Raw genomic sequence first — 21700 nt, 5'->3', positions numbered from 1 at the left:
TGTGGGCACCGGTCGTAGCGGGCTTTGTTGCAAAGTTTCTAGGGTCAGGACTCATAACCAGTAGATCACGAGTGCGGCCAATGCGATGGCTGATAAGAAGACCTTGGGGCATCGGTCATAGCCTGTCGCCACACGCCGCCCGCCTTTCAACCTGCCGAACATGATCTCGATCCTATTTCGCCGCTTGTAGCGCGGTTTGTCGTATCGCACCGGTCTCTTGCGCTGTTTTCGACCGGGGATGCAGGCGCGTATCCCCTTGTCTTTCAACGCTTCTCTGAACCAATCAGCGTCATAGCCTCGGTCTCCCAGTAGCCAATCAACAGCTGGCAAACTGCTCAACAAAGCCTTCGCGCCGGTGTAATCGCTGACCTGCCCGGCGGTCATGAAAAGGTTCAGAGGGCGGGCCCTGGCTGTCGCAGATGGCATGCAGTTTGGTATTCATGCCGCCCTTGGTTCGGCCTATCAGGCGTCCACGTCCCCCTTTTTCACCGCAAGACTGGACGCCGTGCGGTGAGCCTTGAGATATGTTGCATCGATCATGACCGTCTTTTCGTCGCCATGGTCAGCCGACAAGCCCATCATCATCTCAGCAAATATGCCCTACTCGCTCCATCGCTTTCAGCGGTTATAAAGGGTCTTGTGTGGGCTATATTCCTTGGATGCATCGCGCCACCGCAAACCGTTGCGATTGATGAAGATAATGCCTCTCAAGACGCGTCGGTCATCGACGCGAGGCATGCCGTGGGATTTGGGAAAGTAGGGCTCAAGACGGGCCAATTGCTCGTCGCTTAACCAGAAGAGATCAGAAATCGTCACCGCTTGCTTGCTGCGCAATGAATCACGCAGCCAAGCAAAAATCAATGGATTCCGAGCCTAATCTCTTCCATAGGCGTCTTCATTTGGGTTGTTTACAAACCCACAGCGGCACATCGAGGCCAGCGGGGGCGTCTACACCTTCAGAACCTTCAGCATGCGCTAAATGTCGTTGGAGGATCGGTCAGTGCCTGCGCGTATCCATATTTCAGAAAATTAGGAGGTGTGCTGGTTCAGAACACATTCATCAAAGCGGTCGGATTTACGGGGTCATTGCGCGGTGGCCGTACTTTGTTCGACCTATGCGCGGCGCGGGATTAGCTCATCCCGTTTTTCGGTGAAGTGGGATCAGTCAACCCGATGTTCTTATTGCTCGGAGCGCTCAAGTCACTCGGTAACGAGATCGCAAAAGGTTGGGCTGCATCCTTGACCACGGGGTGGGTCAGTTTTGCACAAATCCCGGGATTGCCGTTGTTCCTCAAGGGCCAGACACCGAGGCAACCGATGCCGCGAGGCGTTCCCGAGAGTGGCGTACCATTGTTGATCTTGGCGCGCCGTCGCTGTGCAGTGCATGCCTATCTGTAGTTCAGTTCACTCTGAACAGGTGAGCGCGCTGAACTGGGCTTGTGCAATAGGCCAAGCCAGTTCCGCCGGTAGTCCAAGGGAATGCGAAAAGCCCTCCAATACTACGGATAGTGTTTCTGCAACTTCATTGGCGGGGAGCTTCCGGAACTGAATGTCCGCCTGCAGCGGCGGAAGACGGCTCAGGCTCCGGCCGGTGGGGCCTGGGCTGCAGGCATAGTCAATTTCAGTCATATCAATGTGCCACTCTTCTTCACGCCCCGCGAGCCGGAGTGTGATTACGCCTTCGCTGGGTTCGACGACGATCTGCCAGCGCGTCTCGGGGTTTTGCACTGCCGCTAGGGCAGCGAACCCGTCCTGCGTGGCGACCGGCTCTTGCCCCCGGGAGGCGGAGGCCGCAAGCACGAACCGTTCCACGCTGTTTGGATGAGAGGTCTCGGCGCGAGACGGCAGCGGTAGCAATCCTCCAAAACCCACATAGTCGGACAGGGCGTCAAGCAAGTCCGCGTAGCTGGAATTGGTCAGCGCCCGTACTGGCATGGTCTCGTCGACATCCACGACCAATCCGTCGGTCGTTGGCAGCACCGCAGCCGTTCGCCCCGTGGCGTCAGCGACAAAGTAGTGGATGCGGCTCATGGCCCGAACGCTTGTATCCTGGAAAACGTGCAAGGCTTCCTCAACAGTGGCCGCGCGGTCAAGGACGCGTTGAATCAGTTCCAATTCGCCAACAATGTCGTTGCCCGTGGCCAACGGAAACCGCGCATCATCGTTCCACATGAGCGAGACGAACAAGCCCGCCGTATTGACGCCTGCGGCCGGCATACCCGGACCCATCTGGTTGAAGCTGACACTTCCAAAGAGAGTCTTCCAGGTTGCGGTGCTGTTTTCCATAATCGATGTGCGAGTCGCACCCACAGGATTGACAAGGACATACCCCGCGCCGGTCGCCGAGGTATCGTAGCTATAGGCGATCAAAGGTGTTGCGATTGGTCCGATGGCCATAGTGGAACAGGCAATCGCTTGGGGTGTGATAAGCCAATTTGCGAACACCAGCGCCCACATGGCTGGCGTCTTCTTGGTTAGGGGGTGCTTTCTGATATTCATGCTATACCTGCTTTGCGGCCCAATTCCATTCGCGCCGTTACACCCGGATGGAAGGCCGCCGATTGGGTTTGCAAGCCGGGATTCGTGAAATGCGTACGTTTTTCGCCAACAGTGCTGCAGTGCAGGTGATGCTGGCCTCCTCCGGTGAATTGTTGCGCTCGCGGAGGAACTTGGGAATTCTGCTGATACTCTCGTTTCTGGCAGGGCTGACCGGTCCATTTGGGACGGCCATCAGCATCGAGACTTGGGCGCGCTTGCTCTACTGGACTTTGATCGTTTTTGGCACGGTGCTGCCGGTCCATCTCGTTCTCGTCATGTTCGAACGTCATCGACAACTGGATGGTCTTGGCTGGACGATCCTGGCATGCCTGTTCGCGGCCGTCCCCGCGACTCTCGTGGTCTACGGTGTTGCGACCATGTTCGGTTCCCGGATCGGTGTGCTGGCTGCCATCGAACTCTACCTGCAAAGCGCATTGATCGTGACTGCGATTGTCGGAGTTGTGCGGCTGGCGTCCGGATCTATGTCCAGGGAGATGGGCGAAGCCCCGATCCTGCGCCGACTGCCTGGGGCGTGTCGAGGGAATTTGATCAGATTGGCGGCGCAGGATCACTATGTCGAGGTGGTGACCGATCGTGGTCGATCTCTCGTGGCAATGCGATTGCGCGATGCGATCACCGAGGCTGCACCCGTTGCTGGAACCCAGGTGCATCGCTCGCACTGGGTGGCAACGGAGGCGGTCACTGGCCGGTACACGACTGATCGCACGATCCGATTGAAGCTTGTGGATGGCAGCTCTGTGCCTGTCGGTCGGACTTTTAGAGATGCGGCCAAAAGTGCGGGCATTTTGATTTGAAAGCCTCCTTGCAGGTGTGAATGGGATACGGAAGGTCTCATTTTATACTGTTGGGCTTTTTGTGCGACGTGTCGGAGGACGTGAGGGCGGTAAGGGACCGGAGAGTTGGCACTGTGCTCGTTGATCTTCGGGACGGTACACTTGGGGCCCTCGCATTCGGAGCAGGGCGAAGGCCCGTGGCGACGCTGACTTCTAGTTTTGTATGAGTTCGATGACCTCTGCTCCGAGCTGCTGAATGGCGGCATTCCGAGTCGCGAAATCCACATCGGTGTCCGAGATAAAAATGACGACAATCCAAGGTGCCCGTCCAGAGGGTGTCACAAGCGCAACGATGTTGCGCGTGTGACTGCCGGCGCCGGATTTGTCGGAAATTTCCCAGTCTGTCGGCGCGTCATCACGCAAGAGCGCTCCGGTCACACCACCATGGCTCATCCATTCGACCAGTTGGTCGCGAGAGGCCGGAGAGAGCATCCCCGTCAAAAGAGCCCGCAGCGTTTCTGCCATCGCAGCCGGGGAGGTGGTGTCCCGAGGATCGCCTGGGGCAAAGGTGTTCAGGTCCGGTTCTCGCCGGTCAAGGCGGCTGATCATGTCGCCGATGCTGCGGAAAAACTGCGTGACAGCCTTGGGGCCGCCAAGATGATCGATCAGCAGGTTCGCGGCTGTATTGTCACTCATATCAAGAGCGGCCAGACACAAGTCCGAGATCGTCATGTGTTCTCCGACGTGCCTTTCTGTGACCGGCGCATAGGATAACAGATCAGCTTCATGAATTGGCAGCGGCTCGGACAAGGAGATCTGGCCAGTTTCACTATGCGCCAAAATCGCTGCACAGACCGGCGTTTTCACGATGCTGTTCATCAGGAACCGTTCATGTGCGCGGTGAAACCAGGATGTATCGGTTCCGGTATCCACCAAGGCAATTCCAACCCTTCCATCCAGACGGTATTCGATCTGGGCAGCCGAAGCGGCGAGCGACTCAAATGTGGATTGCGCCGCCACGGGATGAGTGATGGACAGCCCAAGGGTGATACCTGCCGCAATGCGCGACAGGACGAAGGCGGAAAACCGCATGATTTGTTCCTCTCAAGAATGCGCGCCGTTTTTGGGGCGCTGATACATGTGTGGCGTCCTCCGACGTCGCGCCTTTGGCTAAAACAACTTGCCCACCGGGCTCAAACGAGAAATGTTATGGCACAGTATTAGGTAAGGTAATGGTATGGATCGCCCCGATTTGCCACTGAACGCTCTTCGAGTATTTGAAGTTGCCATGCGGCAGGGCAGTTTCACCCGCGCGGCAATCGAATTGAGAGTGACGCAAGCCGCCGTCAGCCACCAGATCGCGCGGCTTGAGGATCGTCTTGGTGCGACCCTGTTTTTGCGGACACCACAAGGCCTGGCGCCAACTGACGAGGGGCTATTGTTGTTCCCGGTTCTCGAACAGGGGTTCGAGGCCATGGCGCGTGTTCTGGATCGCTTGAGCGGACGACGCGATGTGGAGGTACTGAATGTTGGTGTAAATACCACTTTTGCCCTGGGCTGGCTGTTGCCAAGGCTCGATGCCTTCCGCGAGGCCAACCCGGAGATCGACCTCAGAGTCTCGACAAACAACAATCGCGTTGAAATCCTGCGCGAAGGCCTCGACATGGCGATCCGGTTCGGAAAGGGCGGTTGGACGGGTCATGACGTGACGCCGCTGATTGACGCTCCGTTGTCACCGCTGTGTACGCCGGCGGTGGCCGCTCGGTTGCAGAGCCCCCCGGATCTTGGGCAGATCTGTCTGTTGCGCAGCTATCGTAGCTCTGAGTGGCCAGACTGGTTCAAGGGGGTTGGTGTTGCCTGTCCGCCCGTCAATGGTCCTGTCCTTGATAGTTCGGTTGCGCTTGCAGAGTTGGCCGCATCTGGCGGCGGGGCCGCCTTACTGCCCGTGCGCATGTTTAATCACCACATCGAACAAGGCCGCCTGGTACAACCTTTTGGTGCAACCGTAGCCGCAGGAAGATATTATCTGGGATGGCCATCTGACCGCACCCCAACCCCTGCAATGACGAAGTTCGCGGATTGGGTGACCGAGGCCAGTTCTATCGGCTGAAACACCGGTCGGGCTTTGTCGGGGATGGACATTTTCGCACATGCACGGCCTGGACTGAAATCATGCGATCAGGTGAGTTCACTCTTTGATCATGGGTCGGCGGGCTGTCCGATGTGATCGGTCGGGTTGATCCGAACGCCCGACCGCAGGTTGGAATAGTGGGCATGCCGCAACAAGCAGGGAAACTGCCCAGGCGCCGCACAAAGCAAAACCTCATGTGCGATCGGTTCAAAATCTGCACGAAAGTGGGTCGTACTTTTTACGCATAAGATCTGGGCCTCCTCCGGCTTTAATTCGAAGTGTCGAAACTGGGACAGGTCCAGGCATTGGTTCCGAACACTTGTAACGACGATCTGAATCTGTGTTTTCTCTATCTGCAGGGCTGCCGAGGGTCCGAGCGTGGCAATACCGCCGCCATACATTGCACCGGTGTATGGGCACTGCCCATCGCTGACCCGTTTTACCTGGACTCTGGCATGTAGCGGGCTGTCTCCTGGGCCGCGGCCACCGATCGCTGCTTCGAATGTCGCGCCAGGTCCGGTTTGATGTGCTTTGGCGGCCAGGGCGGGATCGTGGATCAGCCCGAGAAGTGCAGGCGGAACATCCTGTTGAACAAGCTCTCGCAGCAGCCAGGTTGTGTCTGAGGATGCCCCTGCACCAGGATTATCCTGCACATCGGCAATGACAACCGGACACCCAATGGGGGCCTGTCGTGCCCGGCTGACAGCTTCGGCGGGTGTGAGCAGGGGCGGTTGAAGTCCCGTTCAACCTTTGCCAGTTGTGCCGACAGTGTTTCGACAATCGCAGCGGCTTCGGTCAGATCCGGGTCGTAGGCGACAACCGATGGCCCCGTGCCGGGATTGTCCGACGCTGTGAAACCCAACGCGATTTCCGCCAGACGCGTGTCCGGTCCCTCGAATTTCTCAAGAGCGCCGTACAGCCTCTGTGCTGGCCCCGTGCTGGTTTGTTGTGCATGAAGGGGGATAAGATAGTCGCCCTGACGCCATGCTTTTGCCGGTCGGCCGCACTGGTAAATGGCCGCGAGCATCCGATATGCGCGCCCCCCGGTTTCGGCCATGTCCAGATGGGGATAGGTACGAAAAACCGTCAACGCATCTGCCTGATCCACCATTTCTTGCGTGATATTCGCATGCATGTCGAGACTGGACACCAGCAGTGTTTCAGGGCCAATTACATGCCGGACCCGCGCAAGCAACTCACCCTCACCATCATCGAAGGCCTCGGCAACCATCGCACCGTGCAGATCAAGATAGACGGCGTCCAGCGGCCCTAACTCAGAAATCGCCTGTGTGATCCGGTTGGAGATAGTTTCGAACGCATGGTTGGACACCTTGCCGCCCGGTTCAGCGGCACACCATAGAATAGGGAGAAGGTCATGGTCAGCCGCAGCCTGTGCAAACCCGGCAATTGGCAGGTTCATACCGCGGGTTGCCTCCAAAACATCCGGCCCCGTCAGCAGAGCCGGCCAGCTGTCCGCCTGCTCAAAATCGCTCAGCTTCGTGGGGTTTGCAACGAAGGTGTTGGTTTCGTGTTGAAATCCTGCGACTGCAATTCGCATTTAATCCATCAACCGGCTAGTGTTGTATCAATTCGGCGGTCAAAATGTCCCGCAGCTTGGCCGCCACGATCTCTGGCCTATGGCGGGTCATCGACACATGACCCAGCCCGGGTATTTCGTGAAAAGTACCTTTCGGTGCAAGATCGGAGACAACTCTGCACATGATCGGGGCGGTTTGGACATCCTCGGAAAAGGCGATGACATGCATCGGAACCGGGCAGGTTTTCAGCGCTTCGCGACAATCAAATTCAAGACAGGCCTCCCACTGATCGATGGTCGCCTGCGGGTCCCGATCCCGAAAGCGATCAGTGTATGACTCTTTGACTTGCTCCCACAACTCGGGCTCGTGCAGAGCCTTGGCCGGGAACGCATAAACGGCGTAGTGCGGTGCCAGGAAGTACTCGGGCAGAGTAATGCCATCCTTACGCAGGTCGATCTCGGCCTGCATCCAGTCGCGCGTAAACCCGTCGATATATGCCGAGGTGCCCATGGGGATGGCCAATCGCACCTTGCTGGGGAAGTCTATCGCGGTTTGCTGTGTGACCAGCCCGCCCAGAGACAGGCCACAAACGGCGGCCTGCCCACCGGCAAAGGCGTCAATCACCGCAGCGCAATCTGCAGCATAGTCCGACATCGTCCAAGGCGGAGGAGGAGAGTGCGTGTCACCCGCGCCCCTCGGGTCATAGGTGATGCAGCGATAGGTGTCGGAGAGACGCGAGAACTGTTCGGAGTAAGCCTCGGCTGTTTGATCGCCTCCGGGTACGAACACGACCGGAGGTCCATCTCCTTGCGTGACAACACGCATGGTAACGCCACCCTTGGTCAGTTGGTGTGTTTCGGCGTTGGGCCCGAACTCAAGGAACGCTGGCATCAGAAATCTCCTATGGCCACAGGTAAGATGGACATCTCTGTTCGTCACATTCCATTGCGGGGAATGACGTAGGTTTCTTCTTCTTCAAAGATAAGGTCCTCGCCTGACCAGGCCCTGAGGCGTGACGTCAGGTGAAACTCGGTCGCCGTCGCCTTTTGCTCGGAATACGTCCAGATTTTCGCGGACCAGTTTTTGCGTTCGAAACCGGCGGTTTGTTCCATGGTTGCCACAGCAGACAATGGATCGTTGGGGTGGATCGTATAGCGCCGGTCGGACACGTCGCTCAGCACCGTTCCGATGTCGTCGAGGCGAAAATCCCCGACCGGACCAAAAACACCACCATCCAGAAAGAAGCGATGCGTCACCTCTCCGGTGGTCAGGTCCGTGTGGACCGAGCGTTCCATTGATCCCTTGCGGACATGTGTTTTTCGCTGCGCGGTATCCGGGTCTGGTGGTTCGGGCAGCGGACGCGGTGCATCTGCGCCTTCGGTTTGGGTTCGGACGGGCAGGGTGAGCCTGGACGTGCCGGGCCGGATCGTCAGCGTTACCGGTTCGGGTGAAGGCCAAAGGACCGGCCAATAGCATGAGGCGATCTGCAACGTGAGGCGGTGGCCTGCCGGCACCCGGTAGCCGGTTCCATACAGCGGGACCACGACGGACATGTCTTCGCCGGGCTCGATTGGCGTCGGTTGGGTGTCGCTGTGGCGATGGTTGAGGTTGCAAAACCCGCGCGCAATCAGCGTTTGCGCACCATCGGGCGCCTCATCCACCAGCAATACGACGACAATCCCCTGAGGCCGGTCAGCGGACACGGTCAGGTCGACGCTGGGTTGGCCCAACACGTCGAGTGGTTTGTCGAGTGGCGCCGCTTTGAACTGCAATGCGCCTCCGGCGTCGATCCGGCAATCCGCTGCCATATCGCCGGGAATAGCGAACGAGCACATGTCGCCCGCCGCAGACCCAAACGTCTGTGGGGAGCAGATAGACATCGCAGCGCCGGGCTCTGACGTTTTGTTCAGGCTCTGGTGGTTCAGCCAAAAGGTCTGCTCGGTGACGTTGGGCGATGGCCAGCTGGGCTCTTCCACCCAGCGACCTGTTCGTTGCAGGTGGCTGCCTGAAGGCGCGGCGCTGTCCTGGAGAAAGAACCGCAGAGGTGGTTCATCCATCAGGCCAGTGTCTTTTCCTTTCAGCCAATGGTCCCAAAAGCGGATCACCTCGCCAACAAAATCAGCTTTCGGTCCGGGTATTCCTTCATGGGGGTAGAGATGCGCCCAAGGCCCCATCAGGATTTTGACAGGGCCATTGAGATGTTCGGCTATGCGGAACGGCGTGTCGCGATACAGATCCATCCACCCGCCGAAGAAGTAGACCGGAATCTCGACATCGGAATAGTTTTCGCAGATCGAGCCGCGCCGCCACATCTCGTCATGGGTTTGGTGTTCCAGCCACATGGCGGGCCAGAAGCGGACCCCTTCCAGCCGGTCGCGCCACATGTCGATCCAGCGATCTGCACCAACGATCTCGGGATCAGGAGGCATCGCATTGTAGAGCTGCATGATCGAGCCCCACCAGAAATTGTCATTGGCCAGACAGCCACCGTAAAAGTGAATGTCCTCGCGCCACCGGTCATCCGTTCCCATTACCGGTGCGATGGCCTTCAGCGCTGGGGGGCGCGTTGCCGCGACCTGAAATGCGTTGTACGCCCCCCAGCTTTTCCCGAACATCCCGACATTTCCATCGCACCAGTCCTGATCAGCGATCCATTGGATGATGTCATGACCATCCTGGATTTCCTGATGCGAGTATTCGTCTTCGGCAACGCCTTCGCTGTCTCCGTAACCCCGGATATCAACTCGGATTGACGCGTATTCGGCGGCTGCAAAATGCGGATGCATGGTTTCATCCCGCATCCGTGTGCGATCCCGGCGGCGATAGGGGATGTATTCGAGGATACAGGGCAGCGGATTGACCTTCGCCTCTTCTGGCAACCACAAACGCGCGGCAAGTCGTGTTCCGTCTGGCATTGGGATCCAGACTGTCTCGATAACCTCAATACCGGTCATGACAAGGCCCTTTCTTTCTGCTCGGGCGGACGGGCCCCGGGCTCCAGCGGATAGTGGCAGGCAATTGCGCGCCCGTCCGTGATCTGCCGTTCCGGCGCATCAACGCTGCAACGGGATTGTGCCCAGGGACAGCGGGTATGGAACTCACACCCCGACGGCCTCGCCAACAACGAGGGCACCTCGGCGGGCAGGGTGATCCGGTCATGGGTTTTGTCCGGGTCGGGTTCGGGGTTCGCTGACAACAGTGCGGCGGTATAGGGATGTTGCGGCGCGCTGAAGACGTCCTCGGTGTTACCGGCTTCGACGAAGCGACCCAGATACATAACGGCGGTTCTGTCCGCGACATGATGCACCACGTGCAGGTTGTGGGTGATGATCACCATCGCCAGCCCAAGCCGTTCGCGCAGATCGTTCAGCAGGTTCAGCACCTCGCCCTGCACCGACACATCCAGACCGGCCGTGGGTTCATCTGCGATGATCAGCGCCGGATCCAGTGCGATCGCGCGCGCCACACCGACCCGCCTGGCCTGTCCGCCCGACAACTGATGCGGGAAGCGCGCGGCAAAGCTTGTCGGCAATCCCACCAGCGTCAGCAGACGCTCGGCTTCATCCCGCAGGCTTCGGCCCTCGATCCCGTGAATGCGGAAGGGTTCGGTGACCAGATCGCCAACGGTCATGCGCGGGGACAGTGATCCCACCGGGTCCTGAAACATCATCGACATGCGCCGCCGAACGGGTTTCATTGCCCTGCGATCCAGTTCATCGATGCGCTGACCTTCGAACGTGATTGACCCTGCGCTGATCTCCTGCAGGCCGTTCACGGCCCGCGCAAGCGTTGTTTTGCCCGACCCGCTTTCCCCGACAAGTGCAAAGGTTTCCCCGCGGCTCACCTCAAAGCTCACCCCGGCGACACCAAGGATCGCACCACGGCGGCCGAAACCGCCAACCGGAAAGGACACCTGTACGTCTTCGACCTTGAGAATAGGATCGCTGCTCATACCGTCACTCCGGTTTCTGCGGGTGTGTCCGCAACAAAGCAGCGGGCGATATGACCATTCCCGATGTCCTTGTCGGGGGGAGGGGCCGCGCAAACGTCGCTGACGCGGTCGCATCGATTGGCAAAGATGCACCCCGCAGGCCTTGCCCTGAGATCCGGGATTTCACCCGGGATCGTCGGCAGGTGCCGGGTACGCTCACTTTGCCGTGCCGGGTCGCATTCCAATAGCCGCGCCGTATAGGGGTGGCGCGGGTCCTGAAAAATCTGCCGGACGCTGCCGCGTTCCACCACTTCACCCGCATACATCACCACCACATCGTCACACAGCTCCGCAATGACCCCAAGGTGATGCGAGATGAACATGACCGAACAGCCGATCTTTTGCTGCAGGTCCTTGAGCAGCTCGATGGTTGTCACTTCAAGCGTCGCGTCCAGCGCGGTCGTTGGCTCATCCGCGATTAGCAGAGCAGGCTCCATCATAAGGGCCATGGCAATGGCAATCCGCTGTTTCATCCCGCCCGAGAACTGATGCGGATAACGCGCCAGGGCCGCGCGAGCATCCGGGATGCGGACCAGTTCCAGCATTTCTACGGCACGTTCGGTCTTTTCTTCTTTGGACAGGGGCGAGCGGTACTGGATATTCAGCATCTGTTTGCCGACAGAGATCACCGGGTTCAGCGCACCCATCGGGTCCTGAAACACGGTGGCGATACGCGGACCGCGCAGGTCCCGCATGCGCGACGGGGGCAGGGTGGTCAGTTCATCCCGCCCTTCAAACAGGATCGAGCCGCTGTCGATGCTGCCATTGTCGGCCAGCAGACCCAGAATGGCGTTGATCAGCGTGGACTTGCCACAGCCGGATTCTCCGACAATGCCGACGATCCGGTTTTCAGGCACATCGAAGCTGACGTTCTTCAAAGCGTGCAGAGGCCCGGCTTCGGTCGAGAAGCTGACGTTCAGGTTGTCAATACGCAGCGTGGTCATCAGCGTCCTTTCAGCCGGGGATCGAACACGTCCCGCAGCGTCTCACCGAGGAAGGTAAAGCCCAGCGTGGTGATGATGATCGGCACACCGCCTGCGATTGCGATCCATGCGGTATCGCGGATATTGGTGAACCCGTCATTCAGGATTGACCCCCAACTTGGGGTTGGGGGGCGCACGCCAAGGCCCAGAAAGCTCATCCCTGCTTCGATGCCAATGACGACCGGGATGTCCATCGACGCAAGGATAACCAGCGGACCGATCACGTTCGGAAGGATGTGCACCCGTAGAATACGCGCCGATGACGCCCCCATGCTTTGTGCCGCCGTGACATATTCCGACGTTTTCAACGCGATGGTCTGAGTGCGGATGATCCGCGCATATCCGGGCACGGTGACCAGAACGACGACGACCATCACGGCGGTCAGCGACGGCCCCATCAGCGTCACCAGTGCAAGCGCCAGCATCACTGTTGGAAAGCTCTTCATCGCGTCGAACAACAAGATCATCAGATTGTCCAGCCAACGCGGCCCGTAGCCCGCGATCAGGCCCAGAATGATACCGATGACCAGCGACACGGCCGTCGAGACCAGAGCGACAAACAACGCGATGCGTCCGCCATAGAGCACGCGTGCAAAGAGGTCGCGCCCCAGTTGGTCTGTGCCCATCAGGTGCTGACCGCTTGGGGCCTGAAACCGATCGCGCGGGTTGATCTTGGTTGGCTCCCAGCCGGTCAGCAGATCGGCAAAGACGGCGCCGAAGATGACGAACAGCACGAGGAACAACCCCAACGCGCCCAAGGGCTCGCGCAGGATTTTGCGGATTGGGCGCCACAGCTCGGCCATGCGCCCGGGGGCGGGGTTAGAAACTGCTTCTGACACGGGGATCCAAAGCTCCGATGATGAGGTCTGCCAACAGGTTGAGCAGAACGAACAGGACGGTCGTGATCAGAACGGTGCCTGTCACGATGGGAAAGTTACGGGTCAGGATGGCGTCATAGACCAGTTTGCCGACGCCGGGGCGGGCAAAGACGATCTCGGCAAAGACGGCCGATGAGAGCATCTGACCGATCCCGACGCCCAGCAATGTGACTGTTGGCAGGATCGCGATCGACAAAGCATAGCGATAGGTGATCGTTCGGTCCGGCAGCCCAAAGGCACGCGCCGTGCGGATATGGCTGGCCTCAAGCACTTCCAGCATCGAGGCGCGGACCATGCGGGCGATATAGCCAACCCAGCCCAATCCGACCGCCAGCGAGGGCAGGATAAGGTGAGTCAGCTGATCACTCAGATCGCCGGGTTCGCCCGCCCCGATGGCGGGCAGCCAGCGCAGTTCGACTGCGAAGATCAGCAGTGCGTAAATCGCGATCACAAAGGAGGGCACCGCAATCACCGCCACGGACAGGATACCGACAACGCGGTCGGCCCAACTGCCCCGGCTGACCGCAGCCCAGCAACCCAGCGGTATGCCCAGAGCCACGGACCACGTGATGCCGCCAACGATCAGCGCCAACGTATAGGGCAGTTGCTCGAACACGACCGTGGTGACGGGGCGGCCTGACAGAACCTCGTCTCCCAGATCACCTGTCCATGCCCCGATGTAGAAGTTCCAGAACTGAACCAGAACTGGCTGGTTCAATCCCATCTTCTCACGCAGGGCGGCGCGCATTTCCTCGGTCGCCCGAGGCCCCAGCGCGACCGAGGCCGGGTCGCCGGGGATCAGGTAAATCATGCAAAACAGCAGGAACATAGCGACCGACACGATCGCCGCAGCCAGCCCAAGCCGTTTGAAAAAATAGCTCAGCATACGCGCCCCCCAAAGGCCGTGCGGGCGGCGGTCACGCGCCGCCCGTTTGCGTGGATCAGGCGGGTTTGAACAGCGGCAGCAACGGCTCACCATTCGGCTTGAGACCCGGATTGACCGTATCTTTGTGGATCACTCCGACCACCTCATGCGTCAGGAACACATAACACCCGCTTTCGTCCATGAGACCCTGCATCTTCTTATAGATCTCATCGCGCTTGGCCGGATCGCTTTCGACAAGGCCCTCGTCGTGCAGTGCCTTGTACTCCTCGTTGTTGAACCGTTCCCAGTTCCAGACGCCAACCTGTTCCGGTGTAAACCAGACCGTCGCCCAGCTTGGGTCGGGGTTCATCGAGAACCGGCTGAGCACAAGTTGCAGGTTCATGAAGTAGTCGCCATCCTTGGACCCCAGTGTCCAGAACGTACCACTGTCATTCTGTTTTATCTCGCAGGTGACGCCAACCTCGGCCAGATTGGCCTGAATGACCTGCGCCGCCGTCAGACGCTCGGATTGGTTCAGAATGTCCAGAGTGACGGTCATACCCTCGGCGCCTGCTTCTGCCAGTAACTCGCGCGCCTTATCGGGATCATAGTCGTAGGTCACGCTGTCCCGGCTGCCGGGCAGTCCAGGCGCAATGATGCCGTTGCCCACGGCTGCAGCGCCGAAGTAAGCCGCATCAACAACCGTTTGACGGTCAATCGCATGCTGGATGGCACGGCGGATACGAACGTCTTTAAGCGCTTCATTGTCCTGATTCATGCCCAGCCAGACATAGGCCAGCGAGGGTTTTTCCTCGACAACCGATCCCGCAGGCGGGTTTTCCTTGAGACGCGGCAGCGAGGATACCGACGTCCAGGTATAGTCCAGATCACCAGCTTCAAAACCCAGTTCTGCGGTCGACGGGTCTTCGATGGGCAGGATGTGGATTTCCTCATACCCGCCCGGTTCATAGGCCCAGTCGGGGTTGCGCTTAAGTACGGTTTTCTGCTTGGGAACCCACTCGGTCAGAATGTACTGACCGGATTGCGCCACCGGCTCGGATCCGATCTTGCCGCCGATTTCGTCGACCGCCTTTCTTGAAACGATGCAGGATGCGGGTGTTGGCAGCGTGGTTGTCCAGAGTGGCACGAACTTGTTGTTCAGATGGATCAGGCCTGAGAGCGTGTCCTTGACCTCCACCTCTTTCAGGGCGCCCCAATCACCAGCATAGGGGCTTTCGTTAGCCGGATCAGCAATCCGTTCGATCGAGAATTTAACGTCGTCAGCCGTCATCTGGCCAAACCCGTCCGTGAATCCGATATTGTCACGCAGTTTGAAGGCGATGGTCAGATCGTCCAGTTGTTCAATGCTTTCCACAGCCACCGGACGCCAGTTCCATTCGTCGCCTTGTTGGTTTGACACCAGCGGGGCATAAATCGACCGCATGATGTCGGCCTCGGGCAGCGCCAGCCAGAAGGCGGGGTCCAGAACCTGCAGGTCGCTATAAGACCGAATGGTCAGAACCGAGCCATCGGCACTGACGGCCATATGAGGAAAGGCGAGGCTGGCCGCACCGAGTGCACCGGCACCGGCCAGAACGGATCGCCGTGATACGTCCCCTTTGAAAATCGAACTCATTTGCTTACTCCCTGTTTGTCTTCGTGTCCGGGCATCTGTCCGGTTTGGTTGCTTGCGGGGCGTGTCCCCGCGACTTCAGGTGCCAGCAGGCGTTATCCGTTCTTTTTCTTGTGTGACTGTGGCAGTTGCTCATCAGCGCCAAGCGCTGAGAATCTTGGAATGATGACGGGTGAGTTCACCCAGATCATGCGCGCGGGTTGGTCTGTTACGTTGCGAAGGACGTGCAGGACATCACCGGGAAAGCTGAAACTGTCGCCGGTGCGCAAGGTGACGGTCTCATCCTCAAGCACAAGCTCGAGCTCACCCTCCATAATGACCCCGTGCATCTCGCCATCGCGCGAGAAATACTGGTCAATCACCTGTTCGGAATAGGGGCGATAGTCTGAAACACCCAGACAAAATCCGCCACCGATGGAACTGGACAGCAACTGATCCGCGTAGCCTGATTGTTCGATTGGCTCGTCATACAACAGATTCAGGTTGCGACGGTTCGACTGACGCACGACATAAGCGCGTTCCAGCGGGCCCGCGCCGGGACGGTGATTGAAGAACCATTCTTCGGGTACGCCAAGGGCCGCCGCGATGCGCGATATCTTGTTCAATGACGCGCTCACCGTACCGCGTTCAATTGCGCTGAGATGACTGATCGAAACTCCGCTGCTGTTGGCAAGCTCGGCCAGAGTCATCTGGCGGGCCCTGCGCAGTTGACGTACCTCGGCGCCGAACGCGGCAAGACCCTCTTCGCTTGCAGTGCGGGTATAGTTTCTTGATGTGCCCTGGCTCACGATTCCTCCCTTCGCTCGCTCGGTCTTACGGAAATGCTACGCCAGCGTTTCTTTTTCGCAAGAAATTTCGTAGTTTTTTCTCGTATTGACGACGTCCCTATGTGGTGAATGGCTGTTTTTTGCGCGTGCTACCATCGGATTCCAATTCGAAGTGCGTCGTAGATTGCGGCATGAATGTTGCGTGCTGAAACCGCGTCGCCGATGCGATAGAGATCAAAACCCGCGTCGGAATTCGTCTGCGGAAAAAGAGCGCCCGAGCCTTGAACAAGCGCGTCTTGATCCAGCGCGCCGCGGTTGCGCGACAGGGGTTTGAGATCAAAGTAGAGGTCGTCCAGAGGTTGAGTTCCCTGATTGACAACCACCTGATCGTAATTCTTTTTTTCGACCAGGTCTGAATAGTCGGTCCCGATATGAGCCAGCAGTTGGTTGCCCGACTTCTCAATTGCCTTCAGGGTTCGGGTGACGGTGAACTGGGCGCCGGTTTTCTGCAGGGACCGCATATAGGGCACCAGATTCATCGCCATCACTTCCGGTGCGAAACTGCGATCCCGGGTCATGATCTCAACCTTTGCCCCGGCGGCGGCAATGACCTCGGCGGCCATCAGTGCCGGGTGGTCGCCCGCATCATCATAGATCAACACGTTTTCACCAGGCGGCGCGTCACCCGACAGGATATCCCAGGCGGAAATCGCAAGCTCGTTGCCCGAATCAAGGATCGTTGTCTCAGGCAATCCACCCGTCGCGATCACGACCATGTCCGGCGACAGGGCGGTCACGTCCGCGGCTTCGGCAAAGGTATTAAACTGGAATTGCACGTCGCGGGCAGCGCATTGAGCCATGCGCCAGTCGATGATCCCGATCATCTCGGCGCGGCGCTTGGATTGCGCGGTCAGGCGTACTTGTCCACCGGGTTCCGGGGCAGCTTCGAGGACCGTGACATCGTGCCCGCGTTCCGCCGCTACACGCGCCGCTTCCAGCCCGCCGGGACCTGCGCCCACAATGACTGCCCGGCGGCGTTTGTCAGCGGTTGGGATGATGTGCGGCATCGACAACTCACGCCCGGTCGCCGGGTTGTGAATGCACAAGGCTTCACCCGCCTGATAGATCCGATCCAGGCAATATGTCGCGCCGACACAGGGGCGAATGTCATCTTCCTGTCCGGCTTGAATCTTGGACACGATCATCGGATCGGCCATATGCGCGCGGGTCATGCCAACCATATCCAGAAGGCCCGAAGCCACCGCGTGCCGGGCCGTCGCGACATCGGGAATACGAGACGCGTGGAAGGTGGGCATACCAATCTCCGCCCGCACCCGCCCAGCGAAATCCAGATGCGGCGCACTTTTCATGCCTTGCACCGGTATCACATCGGTCAGTGCCGGGTCCGTGTGAATGCGCCCTCGTATGACGTTCAGAAAGTCGACCTGACCGCTGTCGCGCAGCCTCCGGGCGATTTCGAGCCCTTCTTGCTCGGTGATACCGCCTTTTTCGACTTCATCGGCCGTGTAGCGAACCCCGACGATGAAATCGGGCCCGACGCGATCACGGATCGCGTCCAGAACCATGAAGCCAAAGCGCAGCCGATTGTCGAGATTGCCACCAAAAGGTGCATCCATCGTGTTGGTCAGGGGCGACCAGAACTGATCGAGCAAGTGACCGTAGGCCTGCAACTCGATCCCATCCAAACCCGCATCCTGCATCCGTTCAGCCGCGTCGGCGTAGTCGGTCACGATACGCTCGATATCGAAATCCTCGATCTTCTTCGGAAAGGCTCGGTGCGCTGGTTCGCGATAGTGCGACGGCGACAAGGAGGGTAACCAATCGCCCTTGTTCCAACCCGTGCGTCGCCCCAGATGGGTCAACTGGATCATCACCGCACAGCCATGCGCGTGACACGCATCCGACAGTTCACCCATCCAGCGCACGACCTCATCCTTGTAAGCCAGGATGTTGTTGAACACCGGCGGACTGTCGCGGCTGACAATTGCCGAACCCGCCGTCATCGTCATCGCAACACCCGCTTTGGCACGCGTTTCGTGATAGGCGCGATAGCGTTCCTTGGGCATGCCGTCTTCGGGGTAGGCGGGTTCGTGACTGGTGGTCATGATCCGGTTTTTCAGGGTCAGATGTTTCAACTGATAGGGCTGAAGCAGAACATCGCGGCTCATGATGAAGACTCCGCGTCCGAAGTCCGAGGCGCGACGACATCCTTCGGAATGACCACCGGCGAGACCGCCCAGATCAGCCGACACACCCGGTCCGTCCTGTTACGTGCATGATGCGGGATGCGCGCGTCGAAACTGTAGCTGTCTCCGGCGCGCAGAATTATGAACTCGTCGCCGATCTGCATTTCCAGCTCGCCCTCCAGCACCAGACCATGCTCTTCGCCTTCGTGCTTTTGCAGTGGCTCTTCGGGACGCGCGGCATGGGGCGCGTATACCGCCAAGCCCATATAGAACTGACCGCCGATCGAGCTGGACAGCAACTGATCGGTATAACCCAACTCAGCCGCATCCTGACCGTACAGGGTGTTGAGCGCACGGCGGTTCTGGGCGCGCACGACAAAGGCCTGCTCCATCGGACCGGCGCCGGCGCGGCGGGCAAAGAACCAATCGGGCGTGACGCTCAGCGCGCTGGCGATGGTTTGCAAGACGTCGACCGAAGGCTTGGATACACCCCGTTCAATCGCCGACACGTGACTCAGCGAGATACCCGCCGCTTTGCTGAGTTGTTTGAGTGTAAGCTGACGGGCTTTGCGCAATTGCCGAACCTCGCTCCCGAGTGAGGAGATTGCGGACGGTAAGGCGATGACATTTTCCGATGGCATACGGTTCTCTGAGTTCGAAGTGAGCAGCTGTGTTCCATATGAATTGAAATCAGACTAGAATTTTTAAGTCAAATTCTATTTTTGAATGAATTTTCCTATTCGGTTGCAAGTTCATTCTGAATTTGCAGAACTGGGGCAGACCCCGAAGGCAGACTGCAGATCAAAATGACGGACCAAACCAAAAACCCTTTCGAGGTGACAGAGACCGACCATCTATGGATCGAAATGTCGGATGGCGTGCGATTGGCCGCACGGCTGTGGCGCCCGGTGACGCAGACGCCTGTGCCTGCCCTTCTGGAATACATCCCCTATCGCAAAACCGACATGGTGCGTGCGCGGGATGAGCGGAACCATCCCTATTTTGCCGCGCATGGCTATGCCTGCATCCGGGTCGACATGCGCGGTTCGGGTGACAGCGAAGGGCATATGCCGGACATGTATTCCAAGGCAGAGCTGGATGATGCGCGGCAAGTCATCGAATGGTTGGCCGCTCAGCCGTGGTGCAACGGCCGTGTCGGGATGTTCGGTACGTCCTGGGGCGGCACCGCATCTCTTCAGGCAAGTATCAATGCCCCGGAACCGCTGAAGGCAGTGATTGCCGTCTGTGCCACACATGATCGGTTCGAGGATGATATCCATTACATGGGCGGTTGCGTTCTGTCCGATACGTTCGAGTGGGGCGCAACCTTGCCCTCGATTCTGGCGTCGCCGCCCTCGCCAAGTGTGGGGTCAGATTGGAAAACAGTGTGGAACGAGAGAATTGAGAACCTCTCTTTTCCGCTTGAAAACTGGCTGCGAGAAGATGGGCGGGGTGAGTACTGGCGGCACGGATCTGTCATTCATGACGCGGATGCACTTTCCGTTCCGATCCTGTCCATCGGTGGATGGAGCGATCGCTACTCGAACTCGGTCATGTCTTTAGTCGATCGGCGACCTGACTTGGTCTGGGGGGTCGTCGGACCCTGGGGACACCACTATCCGGATCATGGGGTTCCGGGACCGGCGATGGGTTTTCAGGCGTTGGCGTTGGAGTGGTGGGATCACTGGTTGAAACCGGCCACCCCAGAAACCCCGAATTGGCCTCGTTTGCGTGTCTGGCTACGCGAGTTCGATACGCCGGATGACATATTGGAAAAACGATCAGGCAAATGGATCCAAAGTGGCCCGACGCCCGGGGAAACCGTGACACAGGAGTTGGCCTTGTCTGAACTGAACTCAGCAAACGGCAACCCGCCTTGGAGAATTTCCGCCGACCCGTTGGTGGGGCAGAGTTCGGGCGACACAGGGTATTTTGGCCGCTCGGGTGGGTTGCCCCTTGACCAAAACTCAGACGATTCCAGATCGTTGCTTTTCGAAACGGCCCCCTTGGATGAAGACTTGGTTATCTATGGTGCCGTTACTCTTGGTTTAAGCGGTGAAAGCGCTGATGTTCCGGGCCAGATCATAGCGCGGCTCAGTGACGTCAACACGGACGATGTTGCCGCACTTATCAGCTATGGCGTCCGAAATCTTTCACTGGACGAAAACATGGATCGCAAACCAACCAACGCAAAGGCAGGCAGGTTTGTTGCGGATATTCGCTTTCATTCAACGGCTTATCGCGTTTGTAAGGGGCATCGTATCCGGCTGGCAGTGTCGTCGTCCCTTTGGCCACTTATTCTCACAACGGCGTCAGCTGAAGATCTCCTGCTGGAGATGGGAGTGCTGCGGGTGCCCGTCGTCGCGGGCAAGGTGACTGACTTGCAAACGCCTTTGCCCCCGCGACAAGATTTGCCGGTACAGAAAACACACTCTACCCATTCACCAAATGAGCTGGAACGTTGGAGCAATGTTCGTGGGAACGTGGTCGAGACGGGTTGGCATCAGCCACTCGCTAAAACGGCCTTTCACGAAACCGGCACGGTTTTCGGCTATGAAACCAGCATGTTGCATGTTTTGGATATGTCGGATGCGGCCGTGCAAGAGACGACCGTTGATCACCGGATGGTTTTTGAACGCCCTGACGGAACGGCCACGGTTTCCATGACACTGACTGCAAACTCCTCTTTCGGATGCATTACGGCCGAAGCTGAAATGAACGTGGAATGGAACGAGCGCCTCTTTGCGATGCGGCGCTGGCGTATTTCCTAGGTCATCCCTGGCGGATGACAAACGCCCTGTTCCAGCAACCCGTTGGCCCATTTGGATACTGTTCCCGAAAACTTTGGGATTGCACCGGAAAGTGTGAGGTCCCCTGTGGGTGTCTTGAGGCGGATTGTAACGCCCTCTTTTCCTTCCAATGCGCGTAGTTTGAGCCCGAGCGCCTCAAGCACGTGGTTCAGCGCGGCGACGTTAGGCTGAAGTCCACCACCTGACACAATGGCCCTGTTCCAACTCCGGGCCTTATCGGACGGGCCTTCCAGAAAATTGCACAAGGCCGCGTTGACCGAAAACCCGGACCGAACACGCCGCGCGTATAGGTTCGTCTGCCATAAGGGGTGTCACTGTCCAGATGCTCGATGCGTTCGACTTTCGCACCTGCCGATTTTAAAGTTTTGCAGAATGTTGCGAAATCCCGTGTTCCCAGGTGCCAGAAGATCGGAGTTGGCGTTTCAAACTGCTTCAACACCTGTTTGATGGGATGAAAACCGGAATGTTTCGGGGGTGGGTCCGATGATTTCAAGTGCTGCCACATGCGGCAGGGGCACGCCATAGCTCCAATACCACTGACCGGGCTCGGGTTCGGTGGGGATGA

17 protein-coding genes and 2 pseudogenes are annotated in these 21700 nt (G+C 58.5%); 4 read left to right on the top strand and 15 right to left on the bottom strand.

Translation table 11 applies throughout. The features are described 5' to 3' along the window. Positions 1 to 51: 51 nt before the first annotated feature. Positions 52 to 810: pseudogene (locus ACR3E0_RS20485) on the bottom strand (IS5 family transposase). 213 nt (positions 811 to 1023) lie between these two features. Here ACR3E0_RS20485 and ACR3E0_RS20480 point away from each other — a divergent pair. Continuing rightward, a pseudogene (locus ACR3E0_RS20480) lies at positions 1024 to 1313 on the top strand (aldehyde dehydrogenase family protein); the annotation flags it as partial. 91 nt (positions 1314 to 1404) lie between these two features. Here the strand turns inward: ACR3E0_RS20480 and ACR3E0_RS20475 are convergent. Then, on the bottom strand, positions 1405 to 2499 hold the full coding sequence (locus ACR3E0_RS20475) for a C45 family peptidase (RefSeq protein ID WP_480481196.1): 1095 nt from the start codon (positions 2497 to 2499) through the stop codon (positions 1405 to 1407). Positions 2500 to 2588: 89 nt separating this feature from the next. Here ACR3E0_RS20475 and ACR3E0_RS20470 point away from each other — a divergent pair, with 89 nt between their 5' ends. Continuing rightward, positions 2589 to 3353, top strand: a complete 765-nt coding sequence (locus ACR3E0_RS20470) for a LytTR family DNA-binding domain-containing protein (protein WP_480481194.1) — start codon at positions 2589 to 2591, stop codon at positions 3351 to 3353. Positions 3354 to 3545: 192 nt separating this feature from the next. Here ACR3E0_RS20470 and bla read toward each other — a convergent pair whose 3' ends face one another. Then, positions 3546 to 4424 (bottom strand): class A beta-lactamase, encoded by an 879-nt coding sequence (gene bla, locus ACR3E0_RS20465; protein WP_480481192.1) that lies wholly within the window; start codon positions 4422 to 4424, stop codon positions 3546 to 3548. Between the two features lie 145 nt (positions 4425 to 4569). Between bla and ACR3E0_RS20460 the strand changes: the two genes are divergently transcribed. Next, positions 4570 to 5442, top strand: a complete 873-nt coding sequence (locus tag ACR3E0_RS20460; RefSeq protein ID WP_480481190.1) for a LysR family transcriptional regulator — start codon at positions 4570 to 4572, stop codon at positions 5440 to 5442. 89 nt (positions 5443 to 5531) lie between these two features. On the opposite strand, the gene ACR3E0_RS20455 is transcribed toward ACR3E0_RS20460, so the two are convergent. The 12 genes from ACR3E0_RS20455 to ACR3E0_RS20400 form a co-directional block, all read right to left on the bottom strand. Beyond that, positions 5532 to 6116 (bottom strand): MlrC C-terminal domain-containing protein, encoded by a 585-nt coding sequence (locus tag ACR3E0_RS20455; protein WP_480481188.1) that lies wholly within the window; start codon positions 6114 to 6116, stop codon positions 5532 to 5534. Beyond that, entirely contained in the window at positions 6020 to 7021 is a 1002-nt protein-coding gene (locus tag ACR3E0_RS20450; RefSeq protein WP_480481186.1) for a M81 family metallopeptidase, read from the bottom strand. The genes ACR3E0_RS20455 and ACR3E0_RS20450 overlap by 97 nt, the downstream gene beginning before the upstream one ends. A 16-nt stretch (positions 7022 to 7037) precedes the next feature. After that, a complete protein-coding gene (locus tag ACR3E0_RS20445) occupies positions 7038 to 7892 on the bottom strand; it encodes an alpha/beta fold hydrolase (RefSeq protein ID WP_480481184.1) in 855 nt (284 codons plus the stop codon). Between the two features lie 44 nt (positions 7893 to 7936). Beyond that, on the bottom strand, positions 7937 to 9955 hold the full coding sequence (locus ACR3E0_RS20440) for a CocE/NonD family hydrolase (RefSeq protein ID WP_480481182.1): 2019 nt from the start codon (positions 9953 to 9955) through the stop codon (positions 7937 to 7939). Then, positions 9952 to 10953 carry an ABC transporter ATP-binding protein gene (locus ACR3E0_RS20435; RefSeq protein ID WP_480481180.1) on the bottom strand — a complete coding sequence of 334 codons (1002 nt, stop codon included), beginning with the start codon at positions 10951 to 10953 and terminating at the stop codon, positions 9952 to 9954. Before ACR3E0_RS20435 ends, ACR3E0_RS20440 begins: the two co-directional genes overlap by 4 nt. Continuing rightward, positions 10950 to 11936 (bottom strand): ABC transporter ATP-binding protein, encoded by a 987-nt coding sequence (locus ACR3E0_RS20430; RefSeq protein ID WP_480481178.1) that lies wholly within the window; start codon positions 11934 to 11936, stop codon positions 10950 to 10952. Before ACR3E0_RS20430 ends, ACR3E0_RS20435 begins: the two co-directional genes overlap by 4 nt. Beyond that, positions 11936 to 12778: an ABC transporter permease gene (locus ACR3E0_RS20425; RefSeq protein ID WP_480481176.1), complete on the bottom strand. Its 843-nt coding sequence runs from the start codon at positions 12776 to 12778 to the stop codon at positions 11936 to 11938. The genes ACR3E0_RS20430 and ACR3E0_RS20425 overlap by 1 nt, the downstream gene beginning before the upstream one ends. Positions 12779 to 12794: 16 nt before the next feature. Next, positions 12795 to 13739, bottom strand: a complete 945-nt coding sequence (locus tag ACR3E0_RS20420; protein ID WP_480481174.1) for an ABC transporter permease — start codon at positions 13737 to 13739, stop codon at positions 12795 to 12797. A 55-nt stretch (positions 13740 to 13794) separates the two neighbouring features. Beyond that, positions 13795 to 15354: an ABC transporter substrate-binding protein gene (locus ACR3E0_RS20415; RefSeq protein WP_480481172.1), complete on the bottom strand. Its 1560-nt coding sequence runs from the start codon at positions 15352 to 15354 to the stop codon at positions 13795 to 13797. Positions 15355 to 15446: 92 nt separating this feature from the next. Next, complete coding sequence (locus tag ACR3E0_RS20410; RefSeq protein ID WP_480481170.1) at positions 15447 to 16139, bottom strand: helix-turn-helix domain-containing protein; 693 nt, start codon at positions 16137 to 16139, stop codon at positions 15447 to 15449. A 128-nt stretch (positions 16140 to 16267) separates the two neighbouring features. Further along, entirely contained in the window at positions 16268 to 18307 is a 2040-nt protein-coding gene (locus tag ACR3E0_RS20405; protein ID WP_480481168.1) for an oxidoreductase, read from the bottom strand. Next, positions 18304 to 18966: a helix-turn-helix domain-containing protein gene (locus ACR3E0_RS20400; protein ID WP_480481166.1), complete on the bottom strand. Its 663-nt coding sequence runs from the start codon at positions 18964 to 18966 to the stop codon at positions 18304 to 18306. The genes ACR3E0_RS20405 and ACR3E0_RS20400 overlap by 4 nt, the downstream gene beginning before the upstream one ends. 165 nt (positions 18967 to 19131) lie before the next feature. Here ACR3E0_RS20400 and ACR3E0_RS20395 point away from each other — a divergent pair, with 165 nt between their 5' ends. After that, the gene (locus ACR3E0_RS20395) at positions 19132 to 21096 is read left to right on the top strand and encodes a CocE/NonD family hydrolase (protein WP_480481164.1); all 1965 of its coding nucleotides are present in this window, start codon (positions 19132 to 19134) and stop codon (positions 21094 to 21096) included. Positions 21097 to 21700: the final 604 nt, after the last annotated feature.

This window comes from Ruegeria sp. AJ12 (genome assembly GCF_056536245.1).
This window is presented reverse-complemented; position numbering and strand designations above follow the sequence as displayed.

Coding starts and splice junctions, on each gene's coding strand:
- ACR3E0_RS20475 (WP_480481196.1), bottom strand. CDS start 2,499: ATGAATATCAGAAAGCACCCCCTAACCAAGAAGACGCCAGCCATGTGG.
- ACR3E0_RS20470 (WP_480481194.1), top strand. CDS start 2,589: ATGCGTACGTTTTTCGCCAACAGTGCTGCAGTGCAGGTGATGCTGGCC.
- bla (WP_480481192.1), bottom strand. CDS start 4,424: ATGCGGTTTTCCGCCTTCGTCCTGTCGCGCATTGCGGCAGGTATCACC.
- ACR3E0_RS20460 (WP_480481190.1), top strand. CDS start 4,570: ATGGATCGCCCCGATTTGCCACTGAACGCTCTTCGAGTATTTGAAGTT.
- ACR3E0_RS20450 (WP_480481186.1), bottom strand. CDS start 7,021: ATGCGAATTGCAGTCGCAGGATTTCAACACGAAACCAACACCTTCGTT.
- ACR3E0_RS20445 (WP_480481184.1), bottom strand. CDS start 7,892: ATGCCAGCGTTCCTTGAGTTCGGGCCCAACGCCGAAACACACCAACTG.
- ACR3E0_RS20440 (WP_480481182.1), bottom strand. CDS start 9,955: ATGACCGGTATTGAGGTTATCGAGACAGTCTGGATCCCAATGCCAGAC.
- ACR3E0_RS20435 (WP_480481180.1), bottom strand. CDS start 10,953: ATGAGCAGCGATCCTATTCTCAAGGTCGAAGACGTACAGGTGTCCTTT.
- ACR3E0_RS20430 (WP_480481178.1), bottom strand. CDS start 11,936: ATGACCACGCTGCGTATTGACAACCTGAACGTCAGCTTCTCGACCGAA.
- ACR3E0_RS20425 (WP_480481176.1), bottom strand. CDS start 12,778: ATGGCCGAGCTGTGGCGCCCAATCCGCAAAATCCTGCGCGAGCCCTTG.
- ACR3E0_RS20420 (WP_480481174.1), bottom strand. CDS start 13,739: ATGCTGAGCTATTTTTTCAAACGGCTTGGGCTGGCTGCGGCGATCGTG.
- ACR3E0_RS20415 (WP_480481172.1), bottom strand. CDS start 15,354: ATGAGTTCGATTTTCAAAGGGGACGTATCACGGCGATCCGTTCTGGCC.
- ACR3E0_RS20405 (WP_480481168.1), bottom strand. CDS start 18,307: ATGAGCCGCGATGTTCTGCTTCAGCCCTATCAGTTGAAACATCTGACC.
- ACR3E0_RS20400 (WP_480481166.1), bottom strand. CDS start 18,966: ATGCCATCGGAAAATGTCATCGCCTTACCGTCCGCAATCTCCTCACTC.
- ACR3E0_RS20395 (WP_480481164.1), top strand. CDS start 19,132: ATGACGGACCAAACCAAAAACCCTTTCGAGGTGACAGAGACCGACCAT.